This is a genomic window from Pseudanabaena sp. CCNP1317 (assembly GCF_034931345.1).
Classification (GTDB): domain Bacteria; phylum Cyanobacteriota; class Cyanobacteriia; order Pseudanabaenales; family Pseudanabaenaceae; genus Pseudanabaena; species Pseudanabaena galeata.
Genome location: NZ_JAYGIF010000011.1, coordinates 18461 through 31123, shown reverse-complemented (window position 1 = coordinate 31123; position 12663 = coordinate 18461). Strand labels below are relative to the sequence as shown.

Below are 12663 nucleotides of genomic sequence, written 5' to 3'. Positions count from 1 at the left end.
AATGGAATGTATTTACTGCAAAGGTCACATGGAGAAAAAGACCGCACCATTTAGCATCCAGAAAAATGGTTACTACTTACATTGGGATGCAATTCCTGCCTTTGTTTGCGATCAGTGCGGCGAAGTCTATTTTGCTGAACATGAAGTTGATGTAATTCAATCAGCAATTTCAGAATTAGATCGCAAAAATGCTGAATTTTATACACCTGAAAAGGAAACTGCGTAAACAATTTCTTTAGATGTAAGTTCTTATATACTTTGCACGGGATAAGAATTAGGCTTAATTTGGTGTTTTGAACGAGTCTTTGTCCGCACTCCATCTGGACGTAAACGCTTCAATGTCTTAGCTGCTCTCAATACTGTTACCCATGAAGTGATTACCGTCACCAATGACTATTATATCACGGGTACTCAAGTCTGTGAGTTGTTGTACCAATTAGCGGCTTTAGGCTTGACGATTCCTATCACCTTAGTCTTAGACAATGCTCGTTATCAAAAGTATCACATCATTACCGCATTAGCGGCAACCTTAAATATCGAATTACTTTACTTACCGTCCTACTCTCCTAATTTGAATTTGATTGAGCGTCTCTGGAAATTCGTGAAGAAAAAATGTTTGTTTGCTAAATACTACTCTGATTTTTCGGCGTTTTGTGCTGCCATTTCCGACTGTTTAGCTCAACCTCACATTCAGTATAAAGACGAACTTGATTCTCTTCTCACTCTCAAGTTTCAATCATTCAAAAATACTCATATTGTTCCCGTTTAAAGTATAGCAATAATTAGCCTAAAATAATTTTATTACAGCAATTACCGATAAAACAAACCACAAGAAAAAACTTGAAAGCGTTGCTTTGCAACGCTTTCAAGTTTTTTTCTTGGTTTATGTTTGAGCGCAAAGCGCTGTAGATATTAGCCTAGTATTGACGGAAAAGTCGCTTGTGGTGGGAACTATATAACTGCGATCGCATTGAGTTAGTTAACCCAACTGCTTGGCATACCGAATTACTGTGCTGGACTACAGCCAATAGCGATCTCTTGAGTCTTAGGGTATGCACTTAGAAATTTACGGAATAGAAAAGAATTGAAACTGCGAGGATCAATGCGGAAACGGGAGCGAGCCACTGTTCCATTAGTGGTAATACGTTCTAGCGGTATGCTAGTTTTAGCGACTAACCATGCTAGAGACTGATATTGAGCGTTTGTATAGCCGCTATGGAAATAGACATTGGGCGGCACATCCACAGGCGTTTCTAGGGAAACATGGTAAGCGAAGTTATTTACAGAACTAGCATACTTAGGATTGGTCTGTACAGCTTCTTGTGATAATGGAGTGACAAATACGGAATTACCTGAACCAAAAGCTCGTTTATCGGGTGGCACGATGTAGACAATTGTCCCATCAATTTTGATTAAAGTATGATAGCTTGCTTGATCATTTCCATCGGAATGGAACTCTTGGAAATAACTAATAATGCTTTCCGCCGACTCTCTAGTTTCATGCAACACAATAATTGGGGGGAGATTTGCAGGATTACCATCCAGATCTTTGAGATAGCGATCGCCATAGTTAGAAGCATCTGCTAAGGCGATTTCTTCTTTAGGAGTATAGTTAATTAACTTTGGCGTGGCATCGCTATTAGTAGAATTGGGTAAAAGCCGTCGAAATCGCTCTAGGGTGATGGGAACATCCGTTAATTTCGCGGGTGGAGATGGATTTGGCGGATTTGTAGATGGCAGTAACTCACAACCAAATACTGGAGCAAGTTGAGGGGTTGGCTGTGGAACTTTAGCAATCGCCTTAATTCTGAATTGTTCAATGCTAACGATGGAGATTGATAAAGTCAGCGAAAAGACAGAAATTGCGGCTAATTTTGGGCTTTGCATGGGTCATATTTGGGATAGGATGAATTGATGATTTAACGAAAAAGTCGCTTATAGTGGGAACAGTATAACTGCGATCGCCCTTTCTCGCTCTTATTTACATGGTTTAAAGCAGGACTAATCACAAAAAGAGTTGTTCTAGTTAAATTCTCTTTTTGAGTAACCGAAGCCATGGTTGCAAGAGGAACCGTCAAAATCTTTTCATCTTCCCAACCTAAGCGATAACAAATAGCTACTGTTGTATCCTCTGGATAATGCTCCATTAATTTTGCTTGAGCATTCTCCACATGGTGAGCGCTGAGGTAGAGACATAGAGAGGCTTGGTGCGATGCAAGACTTGATAATTCTTCGCGTTTAGGAACTTGAGTCCGTCCACTGATGCGCGTGAGAATGATCGTCTGTACCAATTCAGGAATAGTTAATTCTACTTGCAAACGAGCCGCCGCTAATTGAAATGCACTCACCCCTGGAATGATTTCAAAGGGAATTTCCGCTTCACTAAGGGCGATCATTTGCTCCTGAATCGCACCGTACAAACTAGGATCGCCATCATGCAAACGGACTACTAATTTTTGCGATCGCACCCTATCGATCATAATTTCCAAAATCTCTTCTAGGGATTTGCTTGCGGTTGGAATAATTTCCGCATCGGTGCGACAACATTGCAGCATTGAGTCTGGAATAAGGGAATTGGCATAAACGACCACATCGGCTTTGGTAAGTAGATTTCGTCCCTTAACTGTAATTAGCTCAGGATCTCCTGGCCCCGCACCGACAATATAAACTGGTTGCATTACAAAACCCTAAGATTAAAAACAACGCTTTGCGTTGTTTTTAATCTTAAACAACTAACTGCCCTAAGCGATCGCACAATATTGTTTTGATCTCAATCTGGTGATCCGTATATTTCTGGATATAGGCTGTGGCGCGTTGCGTAATTTGCTCAGTGAGATATTGGAATATTTGGCGATCGCAGTTATGCTCAACTAATAATTTATGGACAGCTTCGGCAGTGGGTAGACTTTCTATTTCACGAATTAGGGCATATGGTAACTGCTCATGCACGGCGGCGCGAACTAAAATATCAATTCTGGCATCAGCTAAGTGACTAGAAGTATTAAAAATTCCACCAGCCAGTTTTAATAATTTGCCATGATAGCCAATGAGAGTAAGCTCAGTTACCCCTAAAAGAGCCGCTTCCACTAACATTGCACCGACCCAATTGGCTGTCTGCACTAATTGGGTCGGTTGAAATCCTAAATTTTGAGCAACTTGATAGCCATTTGCACCGATATAAAAAGCTATCTGATGAGAATTGACGGCTTTAGCCTGTAAATCGGCACGAAATTCTGCAAGTTTATCTTCTACTGAGAGTGGCTTCGATATTGCAGAAGTTCCCAGTAATGATAAACCTTCTAAAATACCAAAAGCAGCATTGGAAGTACGTTTAGCTAATGCTCTACCTTCAGGCAAAATAAATCTAATTCTCGCCGTTATATTTTTTGGCAGTAATGGAATGAGATTCACCTCTGCCAAATCTCGCGCTAATCGATAGATCGCTGGCTCTCCACTAGCGGTTTTTCCCAAACCCTCTCCCGCTTCTAAAATTATGCGTTCTGCACCTAAAGATTCTAACTTCACCCAAGCCCATACAGGCGTTCCTGCGGTCAGGTCAAGATTATCCCCTGGGTTGCTAATGGCGATCGCAATGGCTATATTCTCATCAATAATTGCACTTTGAGAAATTTCTATGATCCCTAAACCAGATTCCAATAGATTAAGTTCGATAGAAGATGAGTTTTTTTTGAGTATGGCAAGTATTGCGGCTTTAGCAGCAGCGATCGCAAAGACAGGTAAGGTATAACCAGATTTCATACATGTAATTATAGCGCTCATAAAAAGAGAGGCAGCAAAGTGCGCTGTCTCTCTTTTTGTAGGTTAGTACTTGTGCAAAATAATTACCCAAATCCGTAAATTTGCGCCCCTACGGGGCGCAAATTTACAGGTAAATTATGACTTAATCTTATCCTTGTGTTGAGGGCAAGAGATAACTACACTAGCGCCAACGACAAACCCAGTATACTCTTTCAACTTTGTGAGTTTATCTGCGGGCATAGAACTCCCCTGCTTGTCAAATTCCTTTTCGAGGGCATCAATTAGAGTTGGGAAAGGCACGCCTAAATCCAAAGCCTTGCATGTTTCTGTTTCAACTAAACCGATATACTGAATGCCATTAGTTGCGTCATACATTTCCTTGTATTCAGCATTTTCTTTGATCAAGGCATCAATATCTTTAGTCTTACCAGAGGAATCTGCATCGGCAGTAGGTGACGCATCGGCAGTAGGAGACACATCAGCTTTGGGTGACGCATCGGCTTTGGGTGACGCATCGGCTTTAGAATCTGCATCGGCTTTAGAATCTGCATCGGCAGTAGGTGATTCGGAGGGACTGGCTGTAGGTGAGACTGAATCAGCCACTGACGGCGAAGGAGATGTTGTAGCACTAGGCTGCTGACATGATGCTACTGCCAATGCGATGCATAAAGGTAGTAACAAGCGACCAGCAAAGTGTTTGAGCATATTTGATATTTACGAGTAAGATTCATCAACTCGATAATACTACCTTAGCCATATTTATACACATAGCAATAAGTATCACACCATAAATTAAACCCTAAAACCAGAAGCTGTCCCGCCCGCTACGCGGGCGGGACAGCTTTCTAGGTTTTTAGTTTACTTATAGCGTTTTTCAAGCAAGCGAGGTACAAAGTTTTGTTTCCCCGCCGAAGGCGGGGAAACAAAACCGTACTTCACCCGACTGATAAACGCTATATCGAACTCACGTTAATACCAATTCACGAAAGTGTTGTCACACTTTCGTGAATTAAAAAGCAAACCCAGTAAGGGTTTTAAAAACACAAAATGGCGTAGCCATTTTGTGTTTTGGTATGATTTCTAAGAATTTTATTGACGATCGCACCAAAAATAAGAGTTGGGCTTATCATTTAGAGTAGATTTTGGCTTTACATAGGTACATAAAGATTTATGTTTAATGCAACTGAACTCCTAATAGGTAACTTTGTTGAACAACTAAAGCTAGGATATCGCCGTACCTATGGTGGCTATCTACATGATTATGAAGATATCATTGGCTGGGCTGGCAACATGGCTCTGGAAAATATAGCCAATAGCGATGCGCTCTACCATAATGTCGAACATACGATCTTAGTAACATTAGTTGGGCAAGAAATTTTACGTGGTAAGCACATTCGCGAAGGTCGAGTCTCGCCTGAAGATTGGTTACATTACATTATTTCGCTTGTCTGTCATGATATTGGCTATGTCAAAGGTGTTTGCCTTCAGGATGGTAATGGCAAGTTTGCCACAGGACTTGGTGATTCGATGGTGGAGTTACCCGCAGGAGCTTCCGACGCAGGGCTAACGCCATATCATGTCGATCGCGCTAAGTTATTTGTAAATCAACGCTTTGCCAATCACTCTTTGATTAAAGCTGAGAAAATTTGCCGCAATATTGAACTGACGCGATTTCCTGTACCTAAAACTGGAGACCATCAAGACACAACACATTTTGCAGGACTAGTGCGATCCGCCGATTTGATCGGACAACTGAGCGATCCGCGCTATCTAAAGAAAATAGGTGCGTTATTCTATGAATTTGAAGAAACTGGCGTAAACGCAGCGCTCGGATATGCCCACCCTGGGGATTTACGGCGAAACTATCCTAAATTCTATTGGACAAGCGTATACCCATTCGTCAAAGATGCTCTGTACTATTTGTCGCTGACACAGCAAGGTCAAGAGATTGTGGCTCATCTCTATTCCAATGTGTTTGTAGTTGAACATGAAAAGCCAGAGTATCAACTATGAAATAACGGTTTCCCTAGAAAGGAAAGAATTGATCATCTTTACCTATAGCAATCCTAAATAGGTTGAGAGAGTGCACCCCCTCGGGGCGCACTCTCTCAACACTCAAAATCTTACAACTCATTTAGTAGCGCTATATTACCTTTCATAACTCACGTATTTGTAATGTCGCAGCTTCACTGCAATATTACAAATTCACGCCAATTCACGAAAGTGTGACAACACTTTTGTGAATTAAAAAACACCCAACCCCCGCAAGGGTTTTAAAAGCACAAAATGGCTAAGCCATTTTGTGCTTTGGTATTAGAAATTGGTTCCTTATTATGAAAAGACTATTCCTTAAGACATGTCTTGATGACATTTAGCTCTAATCAAGAAACTTAAAACAAATTTAATTAGTTTGTAAAAAGCTGAAAATCCTTACTAATCATTGCGATCGCTCTATTACAAGCATCAGAAAAGCATTTTGATTTTGCCATCTAACTTCTTGACGTTTATAGGAACTTTGCGTCAAACTGTCTATTAATTCAATAGCTAGAGCCAGCATGGAAACTCTGGAATTCATTATTTACCCAGATGGACGAGTCGAAGAGCGCGTCACAGGCATTGTCGGTTCTAGTTGTGCTGAGGTGACGGCCGCGATCGAAGCAAAGCTCGGTATTGTGGCTCTTCGAGAGTTAACATCCGAAAACTTTGCTCAACAGCAATTCACATCTCAGTCGGCTACGCAACTCGATCGCGTGTCAGATATGGACGCTTCTAGCTTTAGCCAATGGCAATAAAACACAGAAAATCCAATGTTTCACTTTATAAAATAAAAATTTTCGTCCATTAGCCATTTAGTCGTAGTCAGGATAACCCCTATGTCACATTTTAGCCAAGTAAAAACCCAAATCCGCAGTCTTGAACCTTTACAAAAGGCTCTCACTGATTTAGGAATCAACTGGAAGTCTGGGGCTTCCCCGATGCGCGGACATGAAGGCACGACCACATCAGCAGAAGTGGTAATTGAGCAAGCCAATGGTTACGATGTCGGCTTTCAGTGGAATGGCTCTGAGTATGCCCTAGTTGCTGATATGCAATTTTGGCAACAGCCTTGGACTGTTGAGAGCTTCTTGAGAAAGGTCACCCAAAGCTATGCGATCGCCACCGTCATGGGTGAATCAACTCAACAGGGCTTTAGCCTAGCGGAGCAACAAGTCCGCGAAGATGGCTCAGTACGTCTCGTTCTCCAACGTTGGAATGGATAATTCGCCTGTAGAAACAGCGATAACAACTAGTTCAGAGCCAGAGATAGGCGATCGCTCTGGCTTTGAACCTGAGCTTGGCGGAGAACTGCGGCAAAATGCTGTATTTGTTGATGAAACAGTTTGTATTGGTTGTGGTCACTGCGCCCATACTGCTAGTAGCACCTTCTTTTTAGAAGAAGACTATGGACGCGCTAGGGTAATTGCTCAAGATGGCGATGAGGAAGACTTAGTACAAGAGGCGATCGATACTTGCCCAGTTGACTGCATCGCTTGGGTTAATTACAACGACCTCAATAAACTTGAAGAAGCCAGAAAACATCAAATTATTCAAAATTTAGGAATTATTGGCGATGGCGCATCTTTACGCCGAGCCATCAATACACAAAACTAAAAGGGGACGCTAAGCGTCCCCCTTTTAGTTAAAAAAGAAGCGGTGCAATGCACCGCTTCTTTTTTATTTAGTAACGACGACCGCCGCCACCGCCAGAAGGACGACCACCGCCGCCCTTGAAACCACCTCTGCCACCGCCAAAGGAATCAGAGCTTTCGCGAGGCTTAGCTTTATTCACCTTGAGCGCACGACCCATCCATTCAGCTTCGTCTAGTGCTTCGATCGCTGCATCTTCTTCCTTTTCATCGGTCATTTCCACAAAAGCGAAACCGCGTGGACGACCAGACTCACGATCAATCGGTAGATGAACGCGGGTGATTTTGCCATATTCTGCAAATACGGCTTTCAAATCATCTTCTGTAACCTCGTAAGAGAGATTACCAACATAAATAGACATAATACTTGCTTCAACAATCAGATATGTGTAGAGATAGAGATTTCGGAAAGAAGGCTGACACGATGAAACAGAAGACGACTGTCAATACTGAAAACAAACATGCGATCTAGAAATACTCATCCGCACATATTCTAGCGTAGTCATCTTCAATTAATCGCTGATCTGGAAAATATTTACGATAGCTCAGCAAATTGTAGTACTTTGCACTTAAACCCAAACTAAGAGATTTTTTGAAAGTATTGCTTTGCAGACTTTTCAAAAAATCTCTTGGAGTGTGTTTGATCGATAATTGCTATAAAAATCTGAAATGAGAATTAATACTTATGCGCTATGAGTTTTAGCAGATTTAAGGTATCTATTTGAGGATATTGTTGATTAATTCACTTATAAAAAAATCGTATTATAAGATACCGTTTTCTATGAATTTTAACAATTACCAAAAATCCGAACTGCGATCGCTTTTGTAAAAATAAAACCTATAAATAATCGTCAACAATCTATAGGGAATAAATACTTAACTAAGTGTTTTATATCACCTAGTTTTTGTAGTCTGGAAATGTTCAAACAAGAAAAAAAGGACGCTTTGCGTCCTTTTTTCTTGTTTAGCTAAGAATCTACTTGTTAATAGTCACTTTTACGGATTCAGCGATCGCGTCAACCCCAGCAGGAACTGACAAAAATTTATCTAAGGCTTTAGCAATCAACGTATCGATCGCATATTTGCCGCCGCCATAAATGGCAAAAAATGCAAAGGATGCAGCGTAAAGTAATGACAGCTCCAGCGACGGAATAAAGAATCCACTCGTCAAAATATGATGATAGTTGGCTACCAACATGGTTGCAAATAGTCCTAAGGCGGCTGGTCTAGTTAAAAAGCCTAGGGCTAGTAGTGGAGAAGCAACTACTTCTGTAATTGCCGCACAGTAGGCAAAAAAGATAGGAAATGGGATGCCAATAGCCGCCACATAGGACTCTGCAAAATCAGATATATCATCAAGCTTATCGAACCCGTGATGCACCATAACTGTACCTAAAACAACTCTCAGGAGTAACAATGCTCCTTGTGTCAGTGATATAGGTGCAGAGTCTGAACTCAAAACTAGGCGAGAGATAGCAGCAGCAATGCGAGTAGTATTGTTCATTTCGGCGCACCTAGTTAATAAAAGTTAATTAATCGAAATAATTTATTACGTATATACATCAATCTTAACATAAGTTTTTATAATACAACTCATCCAAAAATTAAAAAAGTATTGAGGCTTATAGGGTCTTGCCAGTTTTGGAGTTGGATGACGATTGAAAAGCTTTGTCAAGCATTTGACATTTTCGTTGTGCTACGATCGCAAACTAAGCAATCTTTATGTATTGCACACAACATTAAAATCCTAAGAAATTCTCAACTATTAGAGCGAAGATTATGTCCGCATTGCCCGCCATTGCCGTTCTTGCGATTCTGATTTTGGTTCATGAACTCGGTCACTTTATGGCTGCTCGTGTACAGGGCATTCATGTCAATCGATTTTCGATTGGGTTTGGCCCCGTGTTGTGGAAATATCAAGGCAAACAAACAGAGTATGCACTGCGGGCAATTCCCCTTGGTGGTTATGTTGGCTTTCCTGATGATGATGAAGAGAGCAACATTCCTGCCGATGATCCCAACTTGATGAAAAATCGTCCGATCATGGATCGAGCGATCGTGATCAGTGCAGGCGTGATTGCCAATTTTGTCTTTGCTTACTTAGTTTTATTAGTAATGACTTTGAGTGTGGGTATCGGCACAGTCGATCAACCAGGGGTAAGAATTACGAAAATCCTTGATCTAAATGCACCTGCCGCCGTTTCAGGTTTGCAAGCTGGCGATATTGTCTTATCTGCAAATGGTACAAAGTTTGATACGAGCCTCACTACTCTTGATCGCTTTCAATCATTGATTTCTAAAAATGCCAATCAAAGTGTTGATTTACAAGTAATGCGTGATGGCAAGTTATTACTAGTACCAATCTTGCCCGATGGCGAATCAGGAAAAGGTCGCATCGGTGTGAGACTAGACTTCACTGGTAAGCCCCATCGCCGTTCCGTACATAGTATTGGTGAAGCTTTCGATAACGCTACTCAGAGTTTTGAGCGCTTAGTAGTGATGACTGTTCAAGGTTTAAAACAATTGGCGACAAATTTCCAAAATACGGCTTCACAACTATCGGGTCCCGTCGCGATCGTGGCGATGGGTTCAGAATTGGTTAAGTCAGATGCGGCGGCACTATTTGATTTCACCGCGATTATCAGTATTAACCTTGCGATCATTAACATCTTGCCTTTGCCAGCCCTTGATGGTGGTCAGTTGGTGTTTTTACTCATTGAAGCCTTGCGCGGTGGCAAGCCTTTACCTGAAGAATTACAAAATAATGTCATGCAAGGCGGATTAGTAATTCTGCTCGGCTTAGGTGTCGTGATGATCTTCAAAGACTCCTTTAACTTACTTCAACAAAGTGGGCTAAGTCCTCTGTAGCCAAAGCTTTGTGTATCAGGATATAAAACCCAAAAGAGAGTGGCGGCGCGGAGCGCCGCCACTCTCTTTTGGGTTTTGATTTTGGCTGGCGCTAGCAATATTACTAAGTGCTGCCTTTCCTTTTGTATTGGTGATTACTACAAGTGGTCATAAATACAAAGTTTTTTGACAAATTCACGCATAATAGATAAAGAAATAATAAGTTTTTCGATCAACTCGATACATCACCCATGTCTCTCCCTATTCGTAATGTCGCCATCATCGCCCACGTCGATCACGGCAAAACCACTTTAGTTGACGCACTCCTCAGACAGTCTGGCGCTTTTCGCGAAGGAGAAGCCCTTGTCGAATGCGTGATGGACTCCAACGACTTAGAGCGTGAGCGCGGTATTACCATCCTTTCCAAAAATACTGCCGTCAAATACAAAGATACGCTGATCAATATCGTGGATACCCCCGGACACGCTGACTTTGGCGGTGAAGTTGAGCGCGTGCTTGGCATGGTAGAAGGTTGTCTGCTCATCGTTGATGCCAACGAAGGCCCCATGCCCCAAACTCGCTTTGTGTTGAAAAAAGCGCTAGAAAAAGGCTTGCGTCCAATGGTCGTCATCAACAAGATCGATCGCGAATTTGCCGATCCTCACGTAGCTGTTAGTAAAGTCCTCGATCTGTTCCTCGAACTCGGCGCAGATGATGACCAGTGCGATTTCCCTTATCTATTTGCTTCAGGAATGGGAGGCTTTGCCAAAGAAAAACTAGAAGACTCCAGTGTCGATATGAAGCCTCTATTTGAAGGGATCTTGCACCACGTATCTCCACCCGTTGGTAATCCTGACAAGCCTTTGCAATTGCAAGTTACCACCCTTGACTATTCCGAATATCTCGGTCGGATTGTCATCGGCAAAATTCACAACGGTACGATTACCTCTGGACAGCAAGCAGCTCTCATCACTGAAGATGGCTCAATCGTCAAAGGTAAAATCACCAAACTCCTAGGATTTGATGGTTTAAAACGAGTAGAGATGCAAACCTCATCCGCAGGTAATATCGTTGCTGTTTCAGGTTTTGCAACCGCGAATATCGGTGAAACCATTACCTGCCCTAACGAGCCTCAAGCTTTGCCAATGATCAAGGTGGATGAACCCACTTTGCAGATGACTTTCTGTGTTAATGACTCGCCCTTCGTTGGTCAAGAAGGCAAGCTGGTTACAACTCGTCAAGTCCGCGATCGCCTATTGCGTGAACTCGAAACCAACGTCGCTTTGCGTGTTACCGAAGATCCCGAATCTCCCGATCGCTTTGCGGTAGCAGGACGTGGTGAGTTGCACTTGGGTATTTTGATTGAAACCATGCGCCGTGAAGGTTATGAGTTCCAAGTTACCCAACCTCAAGTTATTTACCGCGAAATCAACGGTCAAAAATGTGAGCCTTACGAATGTCTAGTCCTTGACGTTCCTGAAGATGCGGTTGGTGGATGTATTGAACGTCTCGGTCAACGTCGTGCCGAAATGATCGACATGCAAATGTCTGGTACTGGTCGTTCTCAGTTAGAGTTTGTCGTTCCAGCCCGTGGCTTGATCGGCTTCCGTGGTGATTTCATGCGGGCTACTCGCGGTGCTGGCATCATGAACCATAGCTTCCTCGATTACCGTCCTGCCGCAGGTGACATTAGCGCCCGACGCAATGGTGTATTGATTTCCTTTGAAGAAGGTGTAGCTACAGAATTCTCCTTGAAGAATGCTGAAGACCGTGGTGTGTTCTTTATTAAACCAGGTACTAAGGTTTATAAGGGCATGATCATTGGTGAAAACAATCGTCCTCAAGATATGGAGCTAAACGTCTGTAAGAGCAAACAGCTCACCAACATGCGTGCGGCTGGTGCTGATGACATTGTGCAGTTGCAAGCACCGATCGAGATGAGTCTCGAACGAGCCTTGGAATACATTGGTCCTGACGAAATCCTTGAGGTTACGCCCGAATCAATTCGTTTACGCAAGCTAACCAAAAAATTTGCGAAGCGCTAAATCTCTAAGAATCTTCATAAAGTAAAAGGGGCGCAATGCGCCCCTTTTACTTTGTCGGTTTATATTTGCTAAACTGTCTTCTAAAGTTTTAAGGCTATTCCCTAATCATTTACTTATGCACCAAGTTGTCCTCGAAATATCTGGAAGTCGTAAAGTGCATGTTATTTCTGAACATGCAACTAAGGAGGAGGCTCTGGATAAGTACATCAAGCTGGTAGAAGCTAACAAGGGATCGCCAATTACGACTAAAGGGAAATATTCAATCCGCAAAAAACCAGAATAGCCATAAATTTTTAACCAGTCCTGTTGTCGGCTTTTTAAATAAT

The 12663-nt window shown here is 42.2% G+C and carries 14 protein-coding genes and 1 pseudogene; 9 read left to right on the top strand and 6 right to left on the bottom strand.

Annotated features, from left to right (window positions below):
• Nucleotide 1: 1 nt before the first annotated feature.
• Both VB775_RS05980 and VB775_RS05975 read left to right on the top strand, forming a co-directional pair.
• On the top strand, nucleotides 2-226 hold the full coding sequence (locus tag VB775_RS05980; protein ID WP_281006457.1) for a YgiT-type zinc finger protein: 225 nt from the start codon (nucleotides 2-4) through the stop codon (nucleotides 224-226).
• Nucleotides 227-274: 48 nt separating this feature from the next.
• Nucleotides 275-769: pseudogene (locus VB775_RS05975) on the top strand (transposase); the annotation flags it as partial.
• Between the two features lie 236 nt (nucleotides 770-1005).
• Here the strand turns inward: VB775_RS05975 and VB775_RS05970 are convergent.
• The 4 genes from VB775_RS05970 to VB775_RS05955 all read right to left on the bottom strand — a co-directional run bounded on the left by VB775_RS05970 (nucleotide 1006) and on the right by VB775_RS05955 (nucleotide 4464).
• On the bottom strand, nucleotides 1006-1887 hold the full coding sequence (locus VB775_RS05970; RefSeq protein WP_281006458.1) for a peptidoglycan recognition family protein: 882 nt from the start codon (nucleotides 1885-1887) through the stop codon (nucleotides 1006-1008).
• Nucleotides 1888-1919: 32 nt separating this feature from the next.
• Nucleotides 1920-2678 carry a precorrin-4 C(11)-methyltransferase gene (gene cobM, locus VB775_RS05965; RefSeq protein ID WP_281006459.1) on the bottom strand — a complete coding sequence of 253 codons (759 nt, stop codon included), beginning with the start codon at nucleotides 2676-2678 and terminating at the stop codon, nucleotides 1920-1922.
• 46 nt (nucleotides 2679-2724) lie between these two features.
• On the bottom strand, nucleotides 2725-3759 hold the full coding sequence (cbiD, locus tag VB775_RS05960; RefSeq protein WP_281006460.1) for a cobalt-precorrin-5B (C(1))-methyltransferase CbiD: 1035 nt from the start codon (nucleotides 3757-3759) through the stop codon (nucleotides 2725-2727).
• 135 nt (nucleotides 3760-3894) lie between these two features.
• Nucleotides 3895-4464 carry a hypothetical protein gene (locus tag VB775_RS05955; protein WP_281006461.1) on the bottom strand — a complete coding sequence of 190 codons (570 nt, stop codon included), beginning with the start codon at nucleotides 4462-4464 and terminating at the stop codon, nucleotides 3895-3897.
• Nucleotides 4465-4929: 465 nt separating this feature from the next.
• Here VB775_RS05955 and VB775_RS05950 point away from each other — a divergent pair, with 465 nt between their 5' ends.
• The 4 genes from VB775_RS05950 to VB775_RS05935 all read left to right on the top strand — a co-directional run bounded on the left by VB775_RS05950 (nucleotide 4930) and on the right by VB775_RS05935 (nucleotide 7410).
• The gene (locus VB775_RS05950; RefSeq protein ID WP_281006462.1) at nucleotides 4930-5772 is read left to right on the top strand and encodes an Npun_R2479 family HD domain-containing metalloprotein; all 843 of its coding nucleotides are present in this window, start codon (nucleotides 4930-4932) and stop codon (nucleotides 5770-5772) included.
• Nucleotides 5773-6314: 542 nt separating this feature from the next.
• Nucleotides 6315-6551, top strand: a complete 237-nt coding sequence (locus tag VB775_RS05945; protein ID WP_281006463.1) for a DUF2997 domain-containing protein — start codon at nucleotides 6315-6317, stop codon at nucleotides 6549-6551.
• Between the two features lie 81 nt (nucleotides 6552-6632).
• Nucleotides 6633-7019, top strand: a complete 387-nt coding sequence (locus tag VB775_RS05940; protein WP_281006464.1) for a DUF1257 domain-containing protein — start codon at nucleotides 6633-6635, stop codon at nucleotides 7017-7019.
• Nucleotides 7012-7410 (top strand): ferredoxin, encoded by a 399-nt coding sequence (locus tag VB775_RS05935; RefSeq protein WP_281009433.1) that lies wholly within the window; start codon nucleotides 7012-7014, stop codon nucleotides 7408-7410. Before VB775_RS05940 ends, VB775_RS05935 begins: the two co-directional genes overlap by 8 nt.
• A 67-nt stretch (nucleotides 7411-7477) precedes the next feature.
• On the opposite strand, the gene VB775_RS05930 is transcribed toward VB775_RS05935, so the two are convergent.
• Nucleotides 7478-7807, bottom strand: a complete 330-nt coding sequence (locus VB775_RS05930; RefSeq protein WP_094528354.1) for an RNA recognition motif domain-containing protein — start codon at nucleotides 7805-7807, stop codon at nucleotides 7478-7480.
• Nucleotides 7808-8421: 614 nt separating this feature from the next.
• Entirely contained in the window at nucleotides 8422-8949 is a 528-nt protein-coding gene (locus VB775_RS05925) for a DoxX family protein (RefSeq protein WP_281006465.1), read from the bottom strand.
• 275 nt (nucleotides 8950-9224) lie between these two features.
• On the opposite strand from VB775_RS05925, the gene rseP reads away from it, so the two are divergent.
• The 3 genes from rseP to VB775_RS05910 all read left to right on the top strand — a co-directional run bounded on the left by rseP (nucleotide 9225) and on the right by VB775_RS05910 (nucleotide 12620).
• Nucleotides 9225-10313: an RIP metalloprotease RseP gene (gene rseP / locus VB775_RS05920; protein ID WP_281006466.1), complete on the top strand. Its 1089-nt coding sequence runs from the start codon at nucleotides 9225-9227 to the stop codon at nucleotides 10311-10313.
• 230 nt (nucleotides 10314-10543) lie between these two features.
• A complete protein-coding gene (gene typA, locus VB775_RS05915) occupies nucleotides 10544-12337 on the top strand; it encodes a translational GTPase TypA (RefSeq protein WP_281006467.1) in 1794 nt (597 codons plus the stop codon).
• Nucleotides 12338-12452: 115 nt separating this feature from the next.
• Nucleotides 12453-12620, top strand: coding sequence for a hypothetical protein (locus tag VB775_RS05910; protein ID WP_176453035.1), 168 nt, complete (start codon nucleotides 12453-12455; stop codon nucleotides 12618-12620).
• Nucleotides 12621-12663: the final 43 nt, after the last annotated feature.